21 protein-coding genes are annotated in these 24,201 nt (G+C 63.6%); 8 read left to right on the top strand and 13 right to left on the bottom strand.

All coding sequences use genetic code 11. The features are described from left to right. Window positions 1-108: 108 nt before the first annotated feature. From AC1DW2_RS22090 to AC1DW2_RS22100, 3 genes are all read left to right on the top strand, one after another. Window positions 109-1,890: a caspase family protein gene (locus AC1DW2_RS22090; protein ID WP_085402427.1), complete on the top strand. Its 1,782-nt coding sequence runs from the start codon at window positions 109-111 to the stop codon at window positions 1,888-1,890. 204 nt (window positions 1,891-2,094) lie between these two features. Further along, complete coding sequence (locus AC1DW2_RS22095; RefSeq protein WP_245328578.1) at window positions 2,095-2,715, top strand: zinc metalloprotease; 621 nt, start codon at window positions 2,095-2,097, stop codon at window positions 2,713-2,715. Window positions 2,716-3,811: 1,096 nt separating this feature from the next. Further along, on the top strand, window positions 3,812-4,594 hold the full coding sequence (locus tag AC1DW2_RS22100; RefSeq protein WP_063986186.1) for a helix-turn-helix transcriptional regulator: 783 nt from the start codon (window positions 3,812-3,814) through the stop codon (window positions 4,592-4,594). Window positions 4,595-4,649: 55 nt separating this feature from the next. On the opposite strand, the gene AC1DW2_RS22105 is transcribed toward AC1DW2_RS22100, so the two are convergent. The 4 genes from AC1DW2_RS22105 to AC1DW2_RS22120 form a co-directional block, all read right to left on the bottom strand. After that, on the bottom strand, window positions 4,650-6,122 hold the full coding sequence (locus AC1DW2_RS22105; RefSeq protein WP_063981831.1) for an HlyD family type I secretion periplasmic adaptor subunit: 1,473 nt from the start codon (window positions 6,120-6,122) through the stop codon (window positions 4,650-4,652). Further along, on the bottom strand, window positions 6,119-7,855 hold the full coding sequence (locus AC1DW2_RS22110; RefSeq protein ID WP_283017307.1) for a type I secretion system permease/ATPase: 1,737 nt from the start codon (window positions 7,853-7,855) through the stop codon (window positions 6,119-6,121). The genes AC1DW2_RS22105 and AC1DW2_RS22110 overlap by 4 nt, the downstream gene beginning before the upstream one ends. 141 nt (window positions 7,856-7,996) lie before the next feature. Beyond that, window positions 7,997-8,560: a hypothetical protein gene (locus AC1DW2_RS22115; RefSeq protein WP_244623098.1), complete on the bottom strand. Its 564-nt coding sequence runs from the start codon at window positions 8,558-8,560 to the stop codon at window positions 7,997-7,999. Window positions 8,561-8,705: 145 nt separating this feature from the next. After that, a complete protein-coding gene (locus AC1DW2_RS22120; protein ID WP_231142823.1) occupies window positions 8,706-10,142 on the bottom strand; it encodes a hypothetical protein in 1,437 nt (478 codons plus the stop codon). A 348-nt stretch (window positions 10,143-10,490) separates the two neighbouring features. On the opposite strand from AC1DW2_RS22120, the gene AC1DW2_RS22125 reads away from it, so the two are divergent. Next, the gene (locus tag AC1DW2_RS22125; protein WP_354132315.1) at window positions 10,491-11,516 is read left to right on the top strand and encodes a hypothetical protein; all 1,026 of its coding nucleotides are present in this window, start codon (window positions 10,491-10,493) and stop codon (window positions 11,514-11,516) included. Here AC1DW2_RS22125 and AC1DW2_RS22130 read toward each other — a convergent pair. From AC1DW2_RS22130 to mdcA, 7 genes are read right to left on the bottom strand one after another with little or no spacing between them, the layout of a single operon-like run. Beyond that, complete coding sequence (locus tag AC1DW2_RS22130) at window positions 11,456-12,376, bottom strand: acyltransferase domain-containing protein (RefSeq protein WP_084795019.1); 921 nt, start codon at window positions 12,374-12,376, stop codon at window positions 11,456-11,458. The genes AC1DW2_RS22125 and AC1DW2_RS22130 overlap by 61 nt on opposite strands. Beyond that, a complete protein-coding gene (gene mdcB / locus AC1DW2_RS22135; protein ID WP_063981834.1) occupies window positions 12,376-13,239 on the bottom strand; it encodes a triphosphoribosyl-dephospho-CoA synthase MdcB in 864 nt (287 codons plus the stop codon). The genes AC1DW2_RS22130 and mdcB overlap by 1 nt, the downstream gene beginning before the upstream one ends. Then, window positions 13,236-13,883, bottom strand: a complete 648-nt coding sequence (mdcG, locus tag AC1DW2_RS22140; protein ID WP_477007160.1) for a malonate decarboxylase holo-[acyl-carrier-protein] synthase — start codon at window positions 13,881-13,883, stop codon at window positions 13,236-13,238. Before mdcG ends, mdcB begins: the two co-directional genes overlap by 4 nt. Next, window positions 13,876-14,616 (bottom strand): biotin-independent malonate decarboxylase subunit gamma, encoded by a 741-nt coding sequence (gene mdcE, locus AC1DW2_RS22145; RefSeq protein ID WP_477007161.1) that lies wholly within the window; start codon window positions 14,614-14,616, stop codon window positions 13,876-13,878. The genes mdcG and mdcE overlap by 8 nt, the downstream gene beginning before the upstream one ends. Beyond that, on the bottom strand, window positions 14,603-15,517 hold the full coding sequence (locus AC1DW2_RS22150; RefSeq protein ID WP_283017300.1) for a biotin-independent malonate decarboxylase subunit beta: 915 nt from the start codon (window positions 15,515-15,517) through the stop codon (window positions 14,603-14,605). The genes mdcE and AC1DW2_RS22150 overlap by 14 nt, the downstream gene beginning before the upstream one ends. Then, window positions 15,514-15,831 carry a malonate decarboxylase acyl carrier protein gene (gene mdcC, locus AC1DW2_RS22155; RefSeq protein WP_071911406.1) on the bottom strand — a complete coding sequence of 106 codons (318 nt, stop codon included), beginning with the start codon at window positions 15,829-15,831 and terminating at the stop codon, window positions 15,514-15,516. Before mdcC ends, AC1DW2_RS22150 begins: the two co-directional genes overlap by 4 nt. Before the next feature lie 10 nt (window positions 15,832-15,841). After that, window positions 15,842-17,488, bottom strand: coding sequence for a malonate decarboxylase subunit alpha (gene mdcA, locus AC1DW2_RS22160; RefSeq protein WP_477007162.1), 1,647 nt, complete (start codon window positions 17,486-17,488; stop codon window positions 15,842-15,844). 193 nt (window positions 17,489-17,681) lie between these two features. Between mdcA and madL the strand changes: the two genes are divergently transcribed. The 4 genes from madL (at window position 17,682) to AC1DW2_RS22180 (ending at window position 21,185) form a co-directional block, all read left to right on the top strand. After that, entirely contained in the window at window positions 17,682-18,122 is a 441-nt protein-coding gene (madL, locus tag AC1DW2_RS22165) for a malonate transporter subunit MadL (protein WP_028149209.1), read from the top strand. Next, window positions 18,119-18,883 carry a malonate transporter subunit MadM gene (gene madM / locus AC1DW2_RS22170; protein ID WP_063981840.1) on the top strand — a complete coding sequence of 255 codons (765 nt, stop codon included), beginning with the start codon at window positions 18,119-18,121 and terminating at the stop codon, window positions 18,881-18,883. Before madL ends, madM begins: the two co-directional genes overlap by 4 nt. Next, on the top strand, window positions 18,884-19,570 hold the full coding sequence (locus AC1DW2_RS22175) for a GntR family transcriptional regulator (RefSeq protein WP_085402438.1): 687 nt from the start codon (window positions 18,884-18,886) through the stop codon (window positions 19,568-19,570). 466 nt (window positions 19,571-20,036) lie between these two features. Then, a complete protein-coding gene (locus AC1DW2_RS22180; RefSeq protein ID WP_283017298.1) occupies window positions 20,037-21,185 on the top strand; it encodes an ABC transporter substrate-binding protein in 1,149 nt (382 codons plus the stop codon). Window positions 21,186-21,277: 92 nt separating this feature from the next. On the opposite strand, the gene AC1DW2_RS22185 is transcribed toward AC1DW2_RS22180, so the two are convergent. Continuing rightward, complete coding sequence (locus AC1DW2_RS22185) at window positions 21,278-22,507, bottom strand: Gfo/Idh/MocA family protein (protein WP_477007163.1); 1,230 nt, start codon at window positions 22,505-22,507, stop codon at window positions 21,278-21,280. A 33-nt stretch (window positions 22,508-22,540) separates the two neighbouring features. Continuing rightward, window positions 22,541-24,166, bottom strand: a complete 1,626-nt coding sequence (locus AC1DW2_RS22190) for a dipeptide ABC transporter ATP-binding protein (RefSeq protein ID WP_231142813.1) — start codon at window positions 24,164-24,166, stop codon at window positions 22,541-22,543. Window positions 24,167-24,201 lie beyond the last annotated feature (35 nt).

The following is a 24,201-nucleotide window of genomic DNA, read 5'->3' on the forward strand; positions in this document are numbered from 1 at the left end:
CATGCGGTTCCACATTCCGCGGACCTTCCGGATCGTCGAGTTGTCATTGAACCGAACCTGTCGTGGCGACACGAATGATAAAGCGCATAATTAAACAGTAGTACTGCCATGGGTTTGCACGGATTCGTGAATTTGCGCCGAATCTTGTTCCTTCTTCCTGTGCTGCTGCTCTTCTTCTGTCAGCCGGCATGGGCGGGGAATCGCGTCGCACTTGTCATTGGCAATTCTGCCTACAAAAACGCGGCGCCACTTTCGAATCCCGTCAATGACGCTGCGATTGTCGAGGCGACACTAAAGAACGCAGGTTTTGACGTTGTGCAAACCCGCCAGGATCTTCAGGCGATCGAGATGCGGCGCACGCTGCGCGATTTTGCCGATCAGGCTCGCGACGCAGATGTGGCCGTCATCTACTACGCCGGTCATGGTATGGAGATCGAAGGTACGAACTACCTGATCCCGGTCGACGCCACCCTTGAGCGCGATACGGATGTGTACGATGAGGCGTTTTCGCTCGATCGCGTCATGCTGGCCATTGAACCTGCAAGGCAGCTGCGACTTGTGATCCTCGACGCTTGCCGCAACAATCCTTTCTCCGAAAAGATGAAACGGACGGTCGGCTCGCGGTCCATCAGCCGGGGCCTTGCCCGAATTGAGCCGGCGACGGCGAATACTCTGGTTGCCTTCGCCGCCAAGGCTGGCTCGACAGCGTCGGACGGCAACAGCAAGAACAGTCCCTACGCTGCCGCATTGGTCAAATATATCGGGACTCCGGGTCTGGATTTGCGCAGGGTGTTCGGTTTCGTTCGCGATGACGTCATGAAAGCAACGGGCAATCGGCAGGAGCCCTATGTTTACGGCACTCTTGGCGGCGACGACGTGCCGCTGGTGCCCGCCAAGGAAACAGCCAAGGGGCCAACCAGGGAACCAGCCGGAGAACCAGCCAAGGAGGCCGCGAAGGAAGCTGCTCCATCGCCAACGCTGCGATCCGAAATACGGCGCGACTACGAGCTCGCGCTGCAGGTTGGCAACAAGGATGCACTGAACTTCTTCATCGTCCAGTATCCGGATGGTTACTACGCAAGTCTCGCAAAGCTTCAGCTCGCCAAAATCGATGCGGAGGAGAAGCGTGTTGCTGCGGCCGAAAAGGCGCGTCAGGCCGAGCAGGAGCAGGCGCGGCTCGTCAACGAGGGCGCACAACAGATGCAACTTGCCAAGGCGGCGTCGGATCTGAAGGCAGCGCAGGAAGCTCGGGCCGCCGCCGAGGCCGCCAAGGAAACCGCGCAGCATCAGGCTGCTCAAGCCGAACAAAGGCGTGTCGCGGCTGAAACGGCACCTGCCGCGAAGAACGCCGCACCATCAGCAACAGGGCAGCCGCAAGAGGCGAAGGCAAACACGGACACAAAAGTGGCAGCGCTCCCCAATCCACAGGCTCCCGTGCCGCCACCTTCGCCAGCTGAGCTGGCAAAATCGGTGCAAAGCGAATTGCGCCGGGTCGGCTGCCTCACGGGATCGGCCAGTGGGGAGTGGGATGCGGCGTCGCGGCGCTCGCTTGAGCTGTTCAATCAAAGCGCCGGCACCAAGTTCGATACCAAGACCGCGAGCGCCGATGCGCTCGATGCGATCAAGCTCAAGGCGGCGCGGGTTTGTCCTTTGATTTGCGGATCCGGCCTAAAGCGCGACGGCGATCGTTGTGTCAAGATTGCCTGCGCTGCGGGTTACTTTCTGAATGGCGACGATGAATGCGAGAAGCGCAAGGTCCGTCAGGCCCCGTCCGCAAGACTTGAACGAAGGGAGAGGGAGGCTGCTCCTGCAAGACCCGCAAGACCCGAGGCCAGCGCAAGCAACAAGCCGGAAGGCGGCGGAATGCCATTCATGTTCTTCCTGCCTTGAAGATTTCAGCCGATATCGTGTAGCGCCGTGTTCAAGCATGCCGTTCGAGTCTGCATCGGCCATTCTGAACGTAAGCCCGGCCCCAGTCTTTCCTTGCGGAGACTTCCGGGTCTTCGCGACACATTTTCCAGCTGGATTGGCCGACCCACGCACCAGGGGCACATGCTCGTCTGACCCGATTCACGTTCAGTCATAGTCGCCGTTGTGGCTAACAAGGGTCAAACAAACCGCTCACGATTGGAATTTCGGACTTCGGAGAAGCTGATGCCCATTCCGTTGAGGATTTACATCACGCCATTTGCCGACAGGGGGGTCGTTGAGCCCGGGCAATGGAGCAGCGACACGGCCAAGAAGGCGCTCGACGTGGTCAATACGATCTGGTCAAAGGCCAAGATCGCGTTCGTGATCAGCGATTGCTTGATGGAGAAGCCGCTCGACATGGCAAAGAGCGCGCGCAGCAATGATCAGCGATTGCTGGGTGTTCTTGCCTCTCGGCACGATCCGGACAATGCCATCCACATCTACATCGTCAATTCGATTGAAAATCTATCCGCCGGCGGAAGTTCATACCCCAATAGCGAACCCGAGCCGGCAAGCTTCGTCCAGTGGTATGGCAATGACCACGCCAATGGACGCGCCTGGGCTCACGAGCTTGGCCATCTGATGAGCCTCGATCATGTCGAGATCGACTATTCCAATGAGAAGCAGGCGGCGCAACGCGTCAAGAACCTCATGACGAAAGGATTGAGCGCCGGCTCCGACTTGACTGGCCAGCAGATCGATGCAGCCAAGGGCTCAAAGCTGATCAAGCGATTTGGCGGATAAGTCGTCGGCCGACCGCCGAAGTCGCCGTCGTCCTGCAGATCGCGTGTCCGAAGCGGGGGAACGTCCTCCTCGCGTGGCGATCTCCGCCGAATTCAGAAAAACGACTACATTGTGGCAATCGGCGCGGTCATTTCGGCACGGGTCTGGAGCCCGATCTAATCCGCCCATCCAGGCATGGGCCGGACAACGGCGCGCGCTTAATGGGCGCTTAATGCTTTTGCGCAACAGATAGATCACCAGCGCGGAATTAGTCCTAGTTACGAGTGCGAGCCGAGCTCCCGGAGGAGGGGAATCGGATGGGACTGCTTTTTGTCGGAGTGCTGGCGGGAGTCCTGATCGGCTTTGGCTGGTTTGCGCCTTCCCGAGGGTACTTCCTCGGATGCGCGTCACGACCCTGTTTCGCTGTCGCCCAACCCGCGCAGCCAATGCCGACGGCGTTGGCGCAAGAGCCTGCGGCTGTCAGATCGAGTTCCGCAACGCCGGCAAGGCCCGGCAAGACATCATCTCCGAAATCTCCGAAGAAACGCGGATCGACCGACCTTGCCAAAGCGGCGTCCCCGCGGACGAGCATCAGCGTCCCGGCATCCGAACGGCCCGCGGAAATGCCGGACCCTGCTCTGGACAAGGCGAAGGTTGCGATCGCGACGCAGATGAGGGGGCCGGAAACGGTCGAACTCAGCGACGTGAAGCGCGCAATGCGAAAGAACATGTTTGGACGCCCCGTGGATACGATTTGCGGCCGCGTGAAAGGAAGAAGCGCGTCAGGCGGCGAGACTGGCGAGAGGCCGTTCCTGTATCTCGTGAAGGAGGATGAAGCATATGTCGTCGACGGCAAATCAGGGTCGGCGGCGTCAACCGCGTATCGAAACATCTGCAATTGAGGGAATGCGTCGACTGCGCCACGGCGTGGTGCGCGTCGAAATGATTTGAGCGGAAAGAATTTCCACCCAGGCGCCAGGTGACCCCGCAGTGGATTTGGCACTAGCGGCGGCACTGCGCCGCTCTCGTGATGCTGCATTCAGGTTGAATGCAGGAGCAGGGGAGACGCAATACGGAATGGGAATATCGCGGAGGTTCTTTTCATCTCGAGGACATCATGCACGACATAACCAACGCTTCAAAACGGCTCAATGAATCGCTTCACTTGCCGGTTCTGGTGATCATCGAGCCGCTCCTGTTGCCTCGTACATGCATTCTGCACGTCCTCAGGCGGGAGCTGGACGAACTTGAGATCCTTGACATGGCATCGGTCCAAGGCCTGGACTGCACGTCAGCCCGCGATGTTCGTCTGGTGATGCTGAGTATCGCGGACAAGCCCATCGGCGATCCCTCGGTTGAGGATGATCTCGCCTTCGTTGCGGAGTGTTGTCCCAACGCCGCCACTGTGGTCCTGTCAAACCACGAGGACGAGCCGACCGTGCAGGCCGCGATGCAGCGGGGCGTGCGCGGCTTTATTTCCACCTCGCTACCGATCGAGATCGCCATAGCCGGCCTGCGCCTTGTTCTCGTCGGCGGCGCCTACAGGCCGTTGCCTGTGGCCGGGATGAACAGGATACCGGATTTCGAGCCGCCGGATGCGCGCGGGCTCGCGCCCGCATATCTGATGAACGAGGGAGCCAGAGTGGCTATCGACAGGAGCGTGACCGATCTCACGCCTCGTGAGCAACAGGTTCTGGCGGAACTGGAGCTCGGCCTGCCCAACAAGCTGATCGCCGCCAAATTGGGCCTGTCGGAAAGCACGGTCAAAATGCACATTCAGCATATCATGAGGAAATGTGCCGCGCACAATCGCACGGAGGCCGTGCTCCGCTGGCGCGGCCGGTTGCCCGCGCCGAGTCGCGATCACGTCCCCGGCGTGGCTCTCATGCCGGAGACCTAATGCATGATCCGGACCCGGAAGGCGCGATGACGATTCACCCCAATCTCATCGCGCTTCAGTCCTCTCTGAATGCACCACGGAAGCTGTCGAGCAGGGGCCTGAGCGCGTAGAGAGCCACGGTGCCGCGCCCCGTCGTGATGAACACCTGAACCGGCATGCCGGGGACGATCTGGATGTCGTTCGCGACGATCTGTCCGTCGTCGATCCGGATCCTGGTCGCGTAGTATGGCTGGTCGGTACGCTTGTCGAGCAGCCGGTCTGCGGATACGTGCACGACGGTTCCCTTCAGGCGAGGCACGCGACGCTGATTGTACGGTACGAGTTGAACCTCGGCATTGAGGCCGGGATGAACCACATCGATGTCCTCGGGCCTCAGGCGCGCGGTCACGATGAGACGGTCTTGCCGGGGCACCAGGTCCATGAGCGGAGCGCCCGCTCCGATGACGCCGCCGGCCGTATGAACCCGCAGATCGGTTATCACGCCGTCCTCGGGCGCCTTGATCTCCGTTCGCGATAGCTGATCTCTGGCCGCAAGCAACCGCTCGCGGAGTTGGAATATCTGGTTCTGTGCTTCACGAAGCGACTGTGCGATCTCGTTCTGCCTCTCGCTCTCGAGCTTGAACAAGGTGGCCTGCTGTTCGCTGATGACCTGCCCGGCGCGGGCAATCTGCGCGGCGATCTCGCCGCGGCGGCCCTCAACGTCGGCCAGCTCCCGCTGCAGGTTCAGCAGCCGTGGCCGCCGTTCGAGTCCCTTGTTGACGAGGGTCGCGACCATATCCAGTTCCTCCCGAACGATGTCGACCCGTTGCCCGGTGGCGGTTTCCTGAGCCTTGAGACCTTCGATCTCCTTCTCGACTTGACGCCTTCGTTCGCGAATGACCGCAAGCTGCGACTCGTGAACCTGGAGGCGTGCCTGAAAAATGAATTGCTGCGCCGACACCGCGGCGGCCGCCACCTCGCTCTGCCTGCTGTCCTGTTCCAGCGCGTCCGGGATTGCGATCCTCTCGAATCTCTGCTGCTCGGCTTGAAGCCGTGCGGCACGAGCAGCGGCATCCCAGAATTGGCCTTGGAGGCTTTGCATCTCCGAGCCGGCCCGGGTGTCGTCCAGCTCGATCAGCGTTTGGCCGCTGCGCACGATATCGCCATCCGAAACCAGGATCTTCCTGATGATACCGCCTTCCAGATGCTGGATCGTCTTGCGGCTCGATTCCGATTCCACGACGCCGGACGCGATCGCGGCGCTCTCGAGCGGCGCGAGGCTCGCCCATGTCCCAAGCCCCAGCATGAAGCAGAGCACCAGCAGATTGCCCGCGACGGTGATACCGCGAAGCCTTCCACGCGGAGAGGTCGGCGTGGGCGTCGAGCACCATGGAAATTCCAGAGGCTCGAAATCGTCGATTGCGGTCACCACGACGCCAGATCGCCGGGCGGGCAGCGGGCTCGCCGGCGCTCGCATGAGCTGGTCCCAGACCATGGGAAGTCTCGAGACGGCGGGAAGCTTCCAGACGGTGAGAGAGTTCCAGATCATGGCGCTATCTGCGAAGTAACCTGGGGTCGGCTCAGGTGCCGTTCAAAGATGTCCTCGCTGTCGCCGAACGCGGCGACCGCACCGCCCTCCATGATGGCAATCTTGTCCGTGGCGGCGAGGAGACCCATCCTGTGGGTGACGACGACAAGGATGACGCCTGCGAGCTTCATGCGCTCGATGGCATCCAGGAGCATTCGCTCGCCCCCATAGTCGAGGCTGGCGTTGGGTTCGTCGAGAACGACGAGGCGTGGACTGCCGAAAAAGGCGCGGGCGAGACCGAGGCGCTGCCGATACCCGCGCGAGAAGGTTGCTTCGCTCTGAACCACCGTGTCGTACCCCAGCGGCAGGCCCATGATCGCCCCATGGATACCGACGAGCTTGGCCGCTTCGATGACCTTCCGCCGGTCGGCATCTTCAAGGCGTGCGATGATGTCGTTGATCGTGTCGCCGAGCAGGTTGATGTCCTGGGGGAGATATCCGAGGCGGTCGCCGCTTCGGCCCTCGCGAAGCAGCGAGACGTCGGTATTGTCGAGGAGGATACGGCCATGCGTTGGCATCGACAGCCCGGCGATCACCTGGCCGAGCAAGGACTTGCCTGATCCGGACGGACCGATGATGCCAAGGCATTCTCCGGGCATGAGGCTGAACGAGACACCGTTCAGCAGAAGATGGCTGGTCCCCGCAAGCCTCACGCCGACATTGTCGACGACGAGGCCGCTTGGCGCCTGCAGCGGAGAAACCTCCGCGCTCTGCTGCCGGGCGGCGGGGAATGCGGCGAGAAGTGCGCCGAGCCGCTGACAGGCGCTCACGGCCGTCACGAGTGATTTCCAGCCTGCGACCGCACTTTCGACCGGCGCGAGCGCCCGGCTGAACATCAGCGTGGCAGCAAAGATGATGGCCGGACTCTTCCCGTGATCGAGGACAAGCCATGCGGCAGCCCCCATGATCAAGACCTGCGACAGCGCGCGAACCGGCTTGGTGGCCAGCGAGACGATCTCGCCTCGCCGGAGTGCCACATCGTGCTCTCTGCGGGCGTGCTGCGCGTCACGGTGGATCATGCGCGCAGCGCTATCGAACATTCCCATGGCGCGGATCATGTGGATGTTGCTCGCTGCAGTCTGGAGGCGGCCGCAGCTTCTGGACAGCGCGGCGCCGGATCTGAGCAGAACGTCTTCGGTGACCAGCTCTCCGGCAACCGTGAGCGCGAACAGGAAGGCGACGCAACAGGCGCCCACCACGCCGAGCAGGGGATGGATCAGAAAGAGGACAAGGAGGAACAGGGGCGCCCAGAGCGCGTCGAACAGCATCGGACATGCGCCGGACTCGACGAACTGGCGCAGCACCGTGAGATCCCGATACGCGCCCGACGCTTGCGTCCAATCGCTGCGAAGCGCCGATTCGAGGCCGGCCGAAAGCACGCAAGGACGAAGGCGATCGTCGAGCCAGGCGCCAAGGCGTCCCAGGACGGCGCGCCGCAATGCATCGAACACGCCGCCGACGACCACAGTGATCGCGACAATGAGCGTGAGCAGGAGCAAGGTGTCGCCACTCCGGCTCGACAACACCCGGTCGTAGATCTGAAGAAGATAGATGGAGGGCGCAAACAGGAGCAGGTTGTAGCTGCAGCTATACGCGAATACGAGACCGAGCGGTCCCGCGCAGGACCGGAGTGCCGCGTGCAGTGGCGTCCCGATCTGCGGCAGGATAGGCAACCGAATGGGCGGCATCAGCATGATCGTCACCGCCTGAAATCGAGGTCCGGCGCGCTTGACCGATGGCCAACGCAATCCGGCAACGGCATCGGTAGATCATTGGCGTGAAATCCAGGACCGGCGGCCGCGGCCGCCGGTCCTGCCAGTCGGACGAGCGGCTGGTTAGAGCGTATCGAGATGGAAGGTCACTCCGCCACCCCATGCGAAGTTGCCGTCTCCGCCATCGCCGCCGATGCCGGCCACAACTTCCTGGTGCTGGTCCACCATGACCTTGTTGATCTGGGTGGCATCCGTATTGGCGTAGACCTTGGAGGTATCGTAGCCGCTGTAGGATTTTTGGCTTCCATTCGACTCGGCGTCTCCGCCATGGGCCTTCGAAAAATACGAGGCCTTGGCGTTTGCGCCGCCGGCATCCCAATCCGCCGTCTGTTTGACGTGATCGCCGGTGTTCACGTGCACGTCGGCACCTTCCGCCTTGTTGGTCGGATCGTAGTTGACAGTCGGCTTGCTGATGATGGCTCCCTTGAAAGTACCGTCGCCGCCATTTCCGGCACTTTGACCACCGGTGTCGATCGATTTGACTTTGATCGTATCCGAGATGTTGATTGCCTTTGGCATCATTTGAGGCCTCCGTCGGTTTGTTGGCTGTCGTGCAACATCCATCCCGATCAGGCGGACGCGCGCGGCAAGTCTGGTCCGCCCACGCGCGATGGCGATAGATGTCAAATCGGACACCATCCGGTTTGGTGGGCCTACGTACGAAAGTACGACATTTCGTCAGGAGAGGCGCCTCTGCGCGGGCTTTGCATGCGAAGAGTGGCGACGGCGCGTGCCGCGATGCGATCGGCTATGCGAGCGATGCGACGTTTCGTTATGCCACCAGGTGAATATCCGACAAGAGATGCGCGGCATCGCCACCCAGTGCGAGATTGCCGTGGCCGCCGTCCCCGCCAACGCCGGCGATCTGGACCGCACTCTGGTCGATGTGCACGTTGTTGACCTGATCGGCTACGGCCGTCGAATGGGGACCTGCGATTGCGATGTTGATGGGTGCATAGATCGCCACGCTGACGTCGATCAGACTGCCGGCAAAATAGCCGTTGCCGCCATTGCCTGCGCTGTTCGAACCGGTCGCGATCGTATCGGAGCCGCCCCACAGATTATGGGAGAGAAGGCTTGCATGGCCACCCGCTGCGGCGTTGTCGTTGCCGCCGTGCCCGCCAATGCCAGCGATCTGAACCGCGGATTGATCCACGGAGACATCACTTATCTGGACCGCGTAAGTGCTGGAGCCATAGCCCGCGATTGCGATGTTGATCGGGTTGTACATTACAAACGAGGTATGGACGAGTTCACCGTGGAACACGCCGTCACCGCCATTGCCGGCCTGGCTTCCGCCCGTTTGAACGCCAAAGACGCCGCCTCCGTTGCTTGATCCCCAGCTGGGGTCGAGCGTCATGACGCTGCCGCCGGCGGCCAAATTGCCATTTCCGCCACTTCCGCCGACGCCCGCGATCTGAGTGGCCGATTGATCGATATCCACCGTGTTCGATTGACTTGCATGCGCAGTGCCGCCCGAGGCCGCCACCGCAATATTGATCGGATGATAGATCACCACGGGAGCGTCCACGATCGCACCCGAGAAATAGCCGCTGCCGCCGTTTCCGGCGCCGTTGTCACCGCTCGCGATCACGCCGGCGCCTAAGGACGTACTGACGCTGCCTCCCGATGCAATGTTGTCATTGCCGCCATGGCCGCCGACGCCGGCCATCTGAAAAGCGGACTGATCGACATTCAAATTGTTGGACTGGTTGGCCAGGGCGACCGAGCCGTATCCCAAGCTCACCGAGATGTTGATCGGTTGATAGATCAACAGGGACGCGTGAATGATGCTTCCGTAGAAGTAGCCATCTCCGCCGTTTCCGGCCGTGTTGGCTCCGCTCTCGACCGCAGCAATGCCCATCCCGGGATGTGATGCGCCGGAAGCGGGCGTGGTGGACGAAGCATCCAGGCCCGCCGCAGCGTGGTTGCCGACGTGGCCGCCCGTGTCGCCCACCGACGTGGGATGTTTGGATTGAATCGGGTCGGAGTCATGATGCTGGGTGTTCGCGCTCGCGGGGTGCGCTCCAGAATCTGCAAATTGACCTGCAAACGGGCGGGGACCATGGACCAGGGCGCCACCGCCAACCGCGTCAGTCAGGAACGGTGCGCTCGGTGCCGGACCCGCTTCGTCGTCACCATCGTACCCATCGTGGCGATGGGAGGCGTGATGCAGCCGGATTCCATCCGACATCCGCGAAAAATCCATCGTAGCCTCCCTCATCGCAATCGCTCCGCGCGATCGGACGGGTTCTGCACTCCGGACAGACTGTCATCCCGGGAAGGTCGAATGCCCAGTCGTCAGTTCGGATATAGCGCTTCGTCTGGCACCCGTAACATCGGCTACATCCGTTCGGGTAAACAGCCTTTGCAACTTTGCGTGGGCCGATGCTTGAAAGTGCGACCTTGAGGGGATGGCGAAAATGGACAATCGAGCTGACGGCCAGATCGCCTGCGGCCAAAATGAATCCACGGCGTTGCCGGATTTAAGTCGCATTGCGACCTAGGTCACGGCCAACGCTCCCGTCCGGGCAGGGGCGCAACACCGGGGTTTTCCATGTCCGGTCATTTGCGAGTTTATTGCGCCGCTTTTACGCTTATTGCAGGTCTCTCGACATCATCCGCGTTTTCGACGCCTCTTTCCGAACTCTTCAATGCCGGTCCCGCCACAGCCCCTGCGCCCGCTTCCGCGGAAGCAGAGTGCTTGACGCGGCCCGGCAAGTCGACCGCCGATGGCCAGCACTGGGTCTATCGGGTGGAAGGCCAGCGCAGATGCTGGTTCCAGATCGCCGAAGGAACTGAGAGGGCGAAGAAGCTGGTTCAGCAACGCGCCACCAAACATCGTGTCGCCGCGGCCGAAGAGAACCAGACCGCGGCGCGCAAGCGGAAGACGGTGGTGGATGCGCGCGCGGAGCTGCCGCGCTCCGCACCTGCGGATACGTCCCGGCCGAGCCCGTCCGTGCCCGCGCAGGTGGTTGATGCCAGTCCCGTCCTCGCCACCGGGATCGCAACCCGCGCGTCGCCGGCCCCCCTTTCCAAACGCGACCGGCTCACGGCCGACGAGATCACGCCGCGCCAGGTCGACGTGGAGGCACTCCTTGCTGAGGCGCCAGCCGCCAGTGACGTGGTTGCCGCCTCGGCGGCGCCGCTCGCCTTTTCCGCCGCAGAGGCGGGCGATGACGGACGGGTTTGGACCTGGCTTGGCATGCTGCTGATGGCTTTGGGGCTTGTCTCCGTCTTGAGCGCGAGTCTAACCATTCGGTGGGCCGCGCTGCTGCCCCAGCTATTATTCGCTTGCCAGCGGCGAGTTGACGCCAGCAGGCAGAATGGGCCTCGAGCTCCCTGGCGGCGCGGCTCCCTGGTTTGGGTCCAACAGGGCTTATGGGGCAATGCCTGGCGTCGCTCAACACCACAGCTTTCAGCACCGATCGCGGTGAGTATCTGGAGGCTTCTCTTGTCGAGGGCGAGTTCTCTCGAGAAATTTCATGCGTTCGCTCAATCGCGAGCCGCCGGGCGCCCTGCCTATTCGGAAACAACCCAATTTCGCAGACCATCGATCGTGCGAAATCCGTCGGCGGCGTAGCAGCGGATCGATGGATGGAAGCCTTGCGTCATCTCGGCAAGCGCGTGTCCTGGACCGAGGTCCAGGACTTGATCGACCCCGAGCTCTACGAGAGCCTCCAGCGTCGCCGCCCAGTCGATCGGGCGCGCGATCTGGCATGCGAGCTTTGCTGTCGCATCGGTCACGGAGAAGATGCGCTCGCCGCCATCCCCTGCGAGGAGGGTTCGTTGGTCTGCGACAGGAGCGCGTCTGCTGGTCGCAAGCGCTTGCTGCAAGGGCGTGCAGGCCGGTTCGAGACGCGTCGTATGCGAGGCGATTTTGACGGCGAGAAGACCGGCGCGGGCGGCGCCCTGTGTCGTCGCCTCCTGACAGAGGGCGATGACATCGCACTCCGCGCCTCCAACCACGACAAGAAGGCCGGGATTCCTGATTGCGATCTCGCAGCGGTGCGTCTCGAGCAGGTGTTCGAGCGTGGCTCGTTCGAGCCCGCGGACATAGCCGAGCCGCCCATCCGGCCCCGCCACGCCGTCCATCAATCGGGCGCGGATATCGGTCAGTCGCAACGCTTCGGCGGCGGTCCATATTCCCGCAACGCTCCAGGCCGCCATCTCGCCGACGCTGTAGCCCGTGACAGCGGTGCCCTCAGTCAGCAAGTCCGCGATACAGGCGTGGATCGCGAGCGCCGATGTGACGGTTAGGATCTGGCTGGCATGGTTGGCGGACAGCTCGTCCGCGCGGCGCGTCCTGATGAACTTCCGCGGATCTTCGCCGAGACAAGCGGTCGCAGCGGCGAAGACCGATTCCGCAGCAGGCCGATCGGCGACAAGATCGAAGATATTGTCCGACAGGGTGCCTTGTCCGCCGCAGAGCAGTGCAAGCATCAGGGGGCCAGCCGATCGACGAAGAGAGCGTCCACAAACAGAGCCATGGCGAGCAGATCTGCCGATCCGCCCGGACTGAGATTGCGCGCGACGAACGCCTGGTGAATGCCGTCGGCGTGCTTGCGCCAGCCTGGGCAACCGATTCCGCCTGCGGCAAGGAATGCGGATGCGCTAGCCTGCGCGAAGCGCAATCCGTCAACTCCGCCCCTGTGCAACAGATTGGTGTCGGCAACATCTGCGATCAGCGCCATGCAGGTCTGAACCCGGACCGCCTCCTCATCCCGAGGCGCGAGCGTCCGCGCCGCATGCAGCGCGGGAAGGGCGATGTCATAGACGGAGGGGAAGCCACAAGCCGCTTCCGCCCTGGCGCCGCCGGCGCCGTAGCGACGTGACGCCACGGCGCCGTGGCTACGCAGGGATATCGGGCCTGCGTAGATGGCGTCGCCCCAACGTTGCGACACCAATTCGCCGAGCGGCTTGCGAATGCCGAGAGCGCCGCGATACCCGGCCGCGGCGCAGAGCAGACCCAGTCCGAAGATCGCGCCGCGATGCGTGTTCACACCTGAGGTCGCCGCCAACATCGCGCGCTCCGCCGCAACCCCGATCGCGCGCAACCGGTCCATGCCGGCGCCCTCGGCGCCCGCGGCTGCGAGGTCGTGGAAGAACGGAGCCAGCGTGTCGGCACTTCGGCACAGGAGCCCGGCGTCCATATCGCGATGCGCGCCGTTGTCGACGTGGCTGACGAGCCCCGGCTTCGGATAGGTCTCGACTTCGAGCTTCAGGCACAGTGATGCGAGATGACCGAGCTGCTCCGCGCGGAGCGCGCGTTGCGGCGGCGCTTGCCATCTCAGCGCGACATTCATGACGCGCCACCCGCGAGAAACGCCGCACGCATGGTGACATGAACGCCGGCCGCGCCCTTGACGAGGACTTCGTCCTCGTCAGCGCCGGTCAGCTCGCGCCATTGCACGCCGCCGGCGTGATAGACGATCTCGCCGTCGAGCCGCATCGGCGCCGTCTCTGCGATCCGCGCGATGTCGGACGGCAGGGTGTTCGCGTGCCTCGCCGACGACAGCGGCCAGAGCAGGTCGAGGTCCGATCCATCGGACAGATAGGGCAGGCCGGTGAGATGCTGCCAGGCCAGACTGCCGAATGTGCGTGTCTCCGGCAGAAGGCGGACGAGCAGGTCGATGGTCTGGCGCCACGACGCCGGCGCCGATGTTGCCGCATCCGCCAGCAATGGCGGCGGAGCATGCGTGATGAGTTCGCCGGGGGCGAGCGCGACGGCGATACGCCGCTTGCCGTGGCTCGGCGGCAGCGGCAGGCCAAGCGGAATCATGCCTGCGAGATCGTTGCAGGCCGGCCTGCGAACCACGAGCGGGCGGCCGGCGCGCGCCCAGCCCTTGATAATCGGCTCGCTGGCGAGCGCGGGATTTCGGCTCATCGCGGCGGCCCAGCCGGTGGCCGAGGCCGTCACCATCGTATGGCGCTGGAGGGCTTCAGCCATGTGGCGCCTCCTGATGCGCGGCTGCCGCGAGTGTGACAACCCGATCGGCGATCTCGGCCGCCTTCCGCCGGCCGCCACGCTCGGCGCCGAGCCGGGCGCGATCGTCCTGTCCCTGCGGCCGTTGCAGCACGGCGGCAAGCTGCGGCGCCAAAGGTGTATTTTCATCCCAGACTGCGTGAATGCCGCCGGTCTGCACCATGTTGTCGAGGCCGGGCGCGAACACCGGCGTCGCTTCCGCCTTGGCCTTCAGCACATCGATCGGCAGCTTGGTGACCCGCGCCATCGACGGCAGATCCATCACGGCGGGATGCGCACCGGGCAGCGCCACCAGCGTAGCCGTGGCGAGCGCGGTGGCGATGAACGCGCCCGCCGCGCTACCGCCATAGAGCAGTCCGACGGTGCGATGTCCTTCGGCTTCGGCCAGCAGCAGGGTCTTGGCGAGATGCGACAGATACTCGCTGAGGCCGAGCAACTCGTCGCGCTTGCTCATGCGCTGGCTGGCGGAATCCACCAGGACCAGGATCGGCGCGCGATCGCCGGATTTGACGATCTCGATCACGCGCCCTGCGAGCACGATCGCCTCGTCGACGCCGAGCGGCTGACCCTGCGTGATGCCGAGCACGTGGACGCGACCTCCATCGGGCAGGATCGCCTGTCCCGCGATCATCGCGCCCGTGGTTGCGATCTTGCTGCCGTTCGGAAAGAGACTGGCCAGGATGTCATCGAGCGTCATCGGCGTTCTCCCTGTTGCTTGCCGCGCGAAGAAATGCGCCGGTCGGAAGTGCGGGGATCTGGGTCGGCTGGTCGATGCTAAGCGTCTGCCAGATCTCGACGGCGTCCTCGGCCTCGCCGAAACGCTGCAATCGCCGCTCGAGGCGCGTCTGCTCGGCTTCGAGCACCGCCACGTCGCATCGCCTGTTGGCTTTGAGCGCGTCGACCGCCGCCTGACGAAACGCCTGCGCCTCGTCGTCGACGAACGCATCAGCGCCGCCGATGAGGTAGCGATGCTTGCCACCCATCGTGCGCCACACCAGCGCGCGATCGCGCGAGTCGAATTCCTCGATACCCTTGTTGGTCTCGATCACTTCGGGGCCGCTGACGCTGATCCGCCCCTGTTCGGATACGATCAGGCGCGAGCAGGTGCCGGCGATCAGGCTACCGCCGCCGTAGCATCCGGCGCGTCCGCCGATCAGCCCGACGACGTTGACGCCGGCGCGCCGTGCCTCGATGATCTCGCGCATGATCTCGGCGATGGCGAGCTCGCCCGCATTGGCTTCCTGAAGCCGCACGCCGCCGGTGTCGAACAGGATCAGTACGTCGTGATGAAGCGCACGCGCGGCGCCCAAGAGGCCCGTGAGCTTGGCGCCATGGACCTCGCCGAAGGCACCGCCCATGAAGCGTCCCTCCTGCGCCGCGACGAGCACGGGCGCGCCGTCCAGGCGGCCGCGCCCGACGACGATGCCGTCGTCGAACTGTTCCGGCAGGTCGAAGATTGCCAGATGCGGGCTCATCTCGCGCAGCTCGGGGCCAATGAGTTCGGCAAAGCTGCCGGCGTCGACGAGCGTGTCGATGCGCTGGCGGGCGCTGGCCTCGTACCAGCTCAGCGAGGCATTGTCGGCTGTGGTCGCTGTCATCGTTCCGGCTCCTCGATCTTGCGGACGCCTTGCGCAAGGCGCAGCGCCACTGTGTCAGGCCTCGCGCCGCCGTCATTGATGGAGATGCGTAAGCCCCCGGCAGAGCGGCGCGCGACGAAGTCGCGGACCACGGCGTCCCAGACCATGCCGAAGCCATGAGCGGCCGTTGCGATGTCGATGGTGCAGACATCTGCCGGCGAGACGCGTTCCAGTAGGACTTCGAGATTGCCGGAGGCGACGACGCCGACGATCGCCTGGGTGCGGGTGCCGCCGGCGCATCTCGGGGCCGTCAGTCTGAAGCTGAGCTTTTCCATGCAAAACTCCTCACCAATTGCGGAAGCGGCTGGGCGGGCGGTAGAGACCGCCGGAGGCCAGCATGAGGTCCTTGATCGAGCGGGCCGCCAGCAGGCGCCGGTCGGCGTCGAGCGGATCGATGCCGAGATCCTCGGGGCGCCGGATCACGCCGCGCTGCCTGAGCTGTTCGACCAGCTTCGCATCACGCGCGCGTCCGATGTCGGTGTAGCCGGCAACGCCGCGGATCGCCTGCTCGCGCTCGTCCTTGCTACGGCACATCAAGAGGTTGGCGATGCCTTCCTCGGTGACGATGTGGGTGACGTCGTCCGAGTAGACCATGACCGGCGCGAGATCGAGCTTGAGCTCGCGTGCCAGATCGAGCGCATCGAGCCGCTCGACGAACAGCGGCGCATTGCGCTCGCCGAAGGTCTCGCCGATCTGCACCACCAGCTTGCGGCCGCGGCGCAGCGCCGCGTTGGAGTCGGGATCGGCTTCGGCGCCGGCCTTGAGCCAGGGTTCGCTCGGGTGGCGCCGGCCGCGCGGATCGGAGCCCATGTTGGGCGCGCCGCCGAAGCCGGCGATGCGGCTGGTCGTCACCGTCGAGCTGTGGCCCTCGAGGTCGATCTGGAGCGTCGATCCGATGAACATGTCGCAGGCATAGAGGCCCGCCGTCTGGCAGAAGGCGCGGTTCGATCGCAGCGAGCCGTCGGGCCCGGTGAAGAAGACGTCGGAACGCGCCGCGACGTAATCCTCCATGCCGACTTCCGAGCCGAAACAGTGGATCTGGTCGACCCAGCCGGATTCGATCGCCGGAATGATCGTGGGATGCGGATTGAGCGCGAAATGGGTGCAGATCTTGCCCTTGAGGCCGAGCCTCTCGCCATAAGTCGGCAGCAGCAGCTCGATCGCGGCGGTGTTGAAGCCGATGCCATGGTTGAGCCGGCGCACGCCGTAGGGTGCGTAGATGCCCTTGATCGCGAGCATTGCGGTCAGGATCTGGGTCTCGGTGATCGCAGCCGGGTCGCGGGTGAAGAGCGGCTCGACATAGAAGGGGCGGCCGGCCTCGACCACGAAATGCACGAGGTCGCCGGGAATATCGACGCGCGGCACCTTGTCGACGATTTCGGTGACCTGCGCCACGACGAGACCGTTCTTGTAGCTCGTCGCCTCGACCACCGTCGGCGTGTCTTCGGTGTTCGGCCCCGTATAGAGATTGCCGTCCTTGTCGGCGCTCACCGCCGCGATGAGTGCGACGTTCGGCGTGAGATCGATGAAATACCGGGCGAACAGCTCGAGGTATGTGTGCACGGCCCCGAGCTCGATCCTGCGGCCGAACAGCATGCGCGCGATGCGGGCCGATTGCGGGCCCGAATAGGAGAAGTCGAGGCGCCGCGCGATTCCCTTGTCGAAGATGTCGAGGTGGGCGGGCAGGACCACCCCCGACTGCACCATGTGCAGGTCATGGACATCCTGGGGGTCGAGGTTCGCGAGCGCCGAGGCGAGGATGTCGGCCTGCTTCTGATTATCGCCCTCCAGGCACACCCGGTCCCCTGACCGGATCACCGCCCTCAGGAATGCAGGCAGGTTGGCAATGGGCACCATCTTGCCCTTCGCGTGCTGGCCGCCGGCCGCCAGGCGCTCCGCCAGGGCGGCCTTTTGAATACCCCAATCGCTCATTTCGGCTCCTTGGCATGCGGGGTTGGCTTTCGATTGCCCCAATGTATGCGTATTGCCTACCTTTGTCAATTAATGTATACATTAACCCATAAGTGATGGATATTCGCATACACAGGAGGGAATTTGCGATGCGAATGCATGCAGATAGTCCACGTCCTGGGGATCGTGCCTTGCTCGCCGAGGGGAGGCGCCCGTGACCATTTCCGGCGTAGCGCTGCTCGCGATCTGCACCCTCTTAGGGGGCCTGCTGGGGGACCTGCTCGGCGTCGCCCTCGGCGTGAAGGCCAATGTCGGCGGCGTGGGCATCGCCATGATGTTCTTGATCGCGGCCCGGCTCTGGCTGGTGCGGCACGGCATACTCAGCCACGGGCTCAAGACCGGCGTCGAGTTCTGGGGCAGCTTCTACATTCCGATCGTGGTCGCCATGGCCGCGCAGCAGAATGTGGTCGCCGCGGCAAAAGGCGGTCCGATCGTCGTCATTGCGGGGATCGGCGCGGTCGCGGTGTGTTTCGCGATGGTGGCCCTGATCGGCCGGTTCAGCGGTCGTGTCGAGACCATGGACGAGATCGAGGCGCGAGAGGCCGAGGCGCTCGCTGCACCTGTGCCCCACTTCAAGTCCGGGAGGATCGGATGATCATGATGTCTCACATTCTCGCCGCCAATGCGCTGATCACTGCGTTCGCGGTCGTCGGAATCCTGATGTGGATCTCCGGAGCGATCTCGAAATATCTCACCTTCGGGCGCATTCACGCCTCGGCGATTGCGATCATGCTGGGCCTTGCGCTGGCCTTTTGGGGAGGCATCTCCACCGGCGGCGAGAAGGGCGTGGCCGACCTGCCGGCCCTGGCCGGGATCGGCCTGATGGGCGGAGCGATGCTGCGCGATTTCGCCATCGTCGCCACCGCCTTCGAGGTCGATGTCGTCCATGCGCGCAAGGCCGGGGTGATCGGTGCGGTCGCACTCGGACTGGGAACGGTGGTGCCGTTCATTCTCGGCGTGTTCGTCGCCGCGGCGTTTGGCTACACTGACGCGGAATCGTTGACGACGATCGGCGCCGGTGCGGTCACCTACATCGTGGGCCCGGTCACGGGTGCGGCGATCGGCGCATCCTCACCGGTTATTGCGCTCTCGATTGCGACCGGTGTATTCAAGGCAGTGATCGTCATGATCGGCACGCCCTTTGTGGCGAAGATGATCGGCCTGAACAATCCGCGTAGCGCGATGGTGTTTGGCGGCTTGATGGGAACGGTCAGCGGCGTGTCTGGAGGGTTGGCGGCGACGGACCGACGTCTGGTGCCCTACGGTGCGCTGACGGCGACATTCCACACCGGGCTCGGATGCCTGGTCGCGCCCTCGATCCTTTACTTCGCGGTGCGCGCGATCACGGGAGGCTGAATGGCAGAAGTATTGAAGGTCGCGGTCGACGCGGAGGACGATGGCGGGCTGCTCTCCGATCGCATCCGGAATGCGCTTACGGACGAGATTGCCTCAGGTGCGCTCGTCGCCGGTTCGGCCCTGGAAGAGCAGCAGCTTGCCGATCGTTTTGGAGCTTCCCGCACGCCGGTGCGGGAGGCGCTTCGCCAGCTCGTGGTCAGCGGCCTCGTCGAGGTGCGCGGCCGCCGCGGCCTCGTCGTTGCGCGCATGACGCCGGAGCGCATCATGGACATGTTCGAGACCAGCGCCGAGGTGGAAGCCATGTGCGTCAGGCTCGCGACCTACCGCATGACGCCGCTCGAGCGCAGCCATCTGATCGAGCTTCATGACGCCTCGCTCAAGATGGTCGAGGCCAACGATGTCGATGCCTATGACGCGTTCAACCGCGAATTCCACGAATGCATCTACCGCGCAACGCACAACTCATTTCTCGCCGAGCAGGCGCAGGACGTGCGTTCGCGGCTCAGCGCCTTCCGCCGCACCCAATTGCGGCAGGGCGATCGCATTCGCAAGTCCCGCGACGAGCATGACGCCATCATGCAGGCGATCGCGGAAGGTGACGGAGAGACCGCAGCCCGCCGAATGCGTGCGCATATGCTGAATGCCGCGTCCGCGCTCAGGCGCTACATCGATGATCGCCTCGGCTGAGTAGCCCGATCGCACGATCGGGCCGATAGCTTGACCGCATCCGGCGGCCGCAGGCATGGACTATTGGTAAGGTCGCATCCCCATTCTGCCTGATCGAGGCGCGCCGCGCTCGCATCGCGCCGAGCTGGCTTGAGCGCGGCGTCAAATATTTCTACATCCACTCAGATCCGTTCCTGCGTGCCGGTTTGGCAGGTATCAGGAAGCTGTTAGGCCAATAGTCCGAAGCAAAACATACGCAATGAACCGTACTCCTGCGGCTTGGGCCAGCGCCTGGCTTGATACGCGGGTCCTTGTCCCTAGGCATAGGGACAGACACAGCCCTGCGATCCGCTTAGGGTCGCTCGCCTGGTTGCTCGTAACCCCGGGACAGGGCTCGAACATCGGACGATCTCCTCCGGGTCCTTGATGCTGCCCCGCGGGTCCGATGCAACTGGCCGAAGCACCGGGGCGGACAGGGAGGAGCTACATGACTATCGGTTTTACGCGAGTTTGTCTTGTTGTGGCCTGCGTACTTTATGGATACGCGGCGCATGCGGAAATTAAAGTCGGAATTGTGATTTCGGCCACCGGCCCGGGATCTGCGTTGGGGCAACCCCAGCTCAAGACTGTCGCAGCTCTGCCAAAAGAGATCGGCGGAGAGAAGGTGACCTACATCATCCTGGACGACGAGTCTGATTCCACCAAAGGGATCCAGAACGCGCGCCGGCTCGTGATCCAGGACAAGGTCGACGTGCTGGTCGGGTCTTCTCTGACGCCGGTGACCATGCCGATGCTCGACGTCGCGCTGGAGTCGAAGACGCCGCTGCTATCGCTTGCGGCCGCCACCGCCATCGTTCAGCCGCTGGACGACAAACGGGCCTGGGCCTTCAAGGTCGTCCCCAACGATGACCTGATGGCGAGCGCCATTCTGAAATACATCGCGAAATCCGGCGCGAAGGCGCTTGGATTTATCGGTGTTTCGGATGGGTATGGCGAAGGTTACTATAAGGAGGTGAGCCGCCTTGCGCCGACCTTGGGTCTGACGGTGACCACACATGAAGTCTACGCGCGTGCGGATACCAGCGTCACCGGCCAGGCGTTGAAGGTGATGTCGACGAATCCTGACGCCGTCTTCATTGCTTCTGCTGGTACCCCGGCGGTCCTGCCGCAACAGGCGCTCCGTGAGCGCGGATACACCGGAAAGATCTTTCAGACGCATGGCGTGGCCAGCGAGGAGTTCATCAAGCTCGGAGGCGCGACCGTCGAAGGCGCTATTTTCGCCGGTGAGGCCTTTACCATTGCGGCCGATCTTCCGGCAGGAGATCCGTTCCGTCACGCCACGGAGCAGTTCGTGACCGCCTATGAGGCGGTGAACGGTCAGAAGCCCAATATGTTCGCGGCTCACCTCTGGGATGTCGTCGCGCTGATCGGGAAAGCTGCTCCGAACGCGCTGAAGACGACGAAGCCGGGCACGCCCGAGTTTCGTGCAGCTCTGCGGGACGAACTCGAGCGCGGGGAGAACGTCTATCTCAACAACGGGCTATCGAACATGAGCAAGACCGACCACAACGGCTATGATGAACGCTCAGCCTTTTTGATCAAGGTCGAGGGTGGGAAGTTCCGCTTGGCGAAATAGCAGCGCGCCATCCTCGGGAAGACACGATGTTGAAGCCGAGCTTCTCGTCGGTGATCTCGACTCCTCGGCCTGAAGGACAAGGCTTCATGCCGTCAGCGAGCCACGAGAGGAACATAGTGTTCGAGTTCGGGATCGGGGAAATGGATCGTCCGGCCAAGCTCCGCGGAGCGATAGAGCCCCATAAGCATTTCCATGACGCCGACCCCGTCATCGAAGGTTTCTGCCGGACTCATGCCTCGCCTGAATGCCTCCACCATATGGCGGTTCTCGTCGGTGTAGCCGTAGATGCCGGCTTCGTCCTCGACCACCGGCATCAGACCTTGCTCGGAATTCTGCTTCTCGACGAGATCCTCGCCCTCTGATCCGCTGATCGCGCGGGAGAGGAAGACCTTGAGGCCAGTCGAGAGCGAGGAGAACTCCATCGAATATTCGGGACCAAGCAATTCAAGCTGGATGCGCAAGCCGGCACCGACATATGCCCATGAGGTTGTCGCCTCGATCATCAATTGATGCCCGTCGGTATCTTCCATCGTAAGTATCCCGCGCGCAAAATCTTCGACCGGACGTTTGGTGAAATCGACACCCATTCGCCTCTTGAGGTCGGCAGCGTAGTGGGGGCGCGTCCATTTGAGATTGGCCGTCGTGGCGCTGGCGCTGACCAGCCGTAAGGAGTCGCGCTTTGCGCCGGGCGCGGTCAGCATGAAGCGTGCGACCTCGACTGAATGGCACATCATGTCGGAGAGCACGCCCCCTCCTTGCTTGTCGCCTTGCCAGAACCATGGCTCGTGCGGTCCTGAATGCTCCTCGGCGGCACGCGCGAGATAGGGGCGTCCACTTCCGGGTACGGCTCGGCGCCAGATGATGTCCTTGCCGCGCATCACCGCGGTCGAGAAAAGCTGGTTCTCCAGATAACCGTGAAGCAGGCCTGCATCTTCGACGAGCCTGCGCATTTCCCGTGCTTCGGCAAGCGTGCGGGCGAGCGGCTTTTCGCAAGCAATGGCGCGCAGGGGAGCCCCGRCCTTGGTCACGCGGTGGATCTCGCGCATGATGTCGAGACGGCTGTCGTTCGGCGTCAGCAGCCAAAGCGCATCGACCTCGCCGGACATTGCCATCGCCTCGATGCTGTCAAACACATGCGCCGGCCCAAGGCCAAGATTGCGCGCCTTGTCGGCAATGCGCGTCCGCCGTTCGGCGGAACGGCTGTAGACGCCGCCGACGCTGACGTTGCGCACGCCGAGCATGGACTGCAGATGGAACGCGGCAATGAAGCCGCTGCCGACAAGGCCGATGCGCAGCATTGGAAGTTCCGTGAGCTTCTGCATGTCAGAGACCTCCTTCAATGAAAATGTGGTGGTTCAGACCGACGTGGACGTTCTGCGTTGCCTGCCCGGGATCGCGGCCAGCAGTGCCTGCGTGTAGGGATGCTCCGGCCGTTCCAGCAGATCTACCGTCGGCCTGATCTCGACGATTTCTCCGAGGCGCATCACTGCGATCCTATCGCAGACCTGGGCCGCGACGTTGAGATCGTGGGTGATGAACAGCACTGCCAGCCGCAGCCGCGCCTTCAATGTCTCGAGCAAGGTGAGCACCTGCGCCTGGACAGAGACGTCGAGCGCTGACACCGGTTCGTCGGCCACCAGCACCTCCGGGTCGAGCGCCAGCGCGCGCGCAATTCCGATCCGCTGGCGTTGCCCTCCGGAGAATTCATGCGGAAAGCGTCGCGCGGCGCTCGGGTCGAGACCCACGAGCGCCAGCAGTTCCTCGGCACGCGCGAAGGCCTGCGCCGGCGGGACGCCGTGCGCGATCGGCCCGTCGGCGATAATTCGCCCGACGCGGCGGCGTGGATTGAGCGAGGCGAAGGGATCCTGGAACACCATTTGGACATGCTTGCGGGCGGCCCGCAGGCGGGCACCGCGAGCCTTGGAGAAATCGAGTTCGCCGATACGGACCACGCCCGCATCGGCGTCGGTGAGACGCATCACCAGCCGACCGATCGTGCTCTTGCCCGAGCCGGACTCTCCGACGAGGCCGAGCGTCTCGCCGCGCCGGATTTCGAAGGTCACATTCTTTACGGCTGCGACCTCGGTCTGCGAGCTGAACCAGTCGCTGCCACGATAGATCTTCGCAAGTCCGGTCGCGGCGCAGGCGATCGGTTCGTCCTGGACCCGGGCCCGGACCGGCGGGGTCCCGCCGGGCACCGCGGCGAGCAGCCGGCGCGTATAGGGATGCTGCGGGCGTTCGAGCACGTCCTCCACGGATCCCTGTTCGACGACGCGACCCTTCTCCATGACCGCGACGCGGTCCGCGATGTCGGCGACGACGCCGAAATCATGGGTGATGAACAGCACCGCCATGCCGCGCCGCTGCTGAATGTCCCGGATCAATCGAAGGATCTGTGCCTGTGTCGTGACGTCGAGTGCCGTGGTTGGTTCGTCCGCGACCAGGATCGATGGTTCGAGCGCAAGGGCCATTGCGATCATGGCACGCTGACGCTGGCCACCCGACAACTGATGCGGGTAGCTATGGATGATCCGCTCGAGGTCGCGCATGCCTACCTCTTCGAGGAGGGCGCGCAAGTGGGTTTGCCGCTCAGTTGGCGTGAATTGTCCGTGCGCCTCGAACGCTTCCATGATCTGGTCGCCGATCCTGATCACAGGATTGAGCGCTGTCATCGGTTCCTGGAAGATCATCGCAATGCGTCGCCCGCGCAACGTCCGCCATTCTGCTGCGGGGAGGTTCAGCAAATCGCGTCCCTCAAAGTGTATGGCCCCTGCAACCGGGCGAATAGCCCTGGGCAGCAGGCCCATTACGGCAGAGGCGCAGACCGATTTACCGGAGCCGGATTCACCGACGACGCAGAGGATTTGCCGCGGATACAGGGCAAGCGAAACGTCCTCGACGGCAGAGGCGCGATCCCCGCCGGCGGGCAGCGCCAGCGTCAGCCGCTCGATCGACAGGATCGCCTCCGTTGTCTCGCTCATGCTGCCCGATCCGACATCACGTCTTTCTCATCCTG

The sequence above is a fragment of the Bradyrhizobium sp. P3_C3 genome, assembly GCF_056402655.1.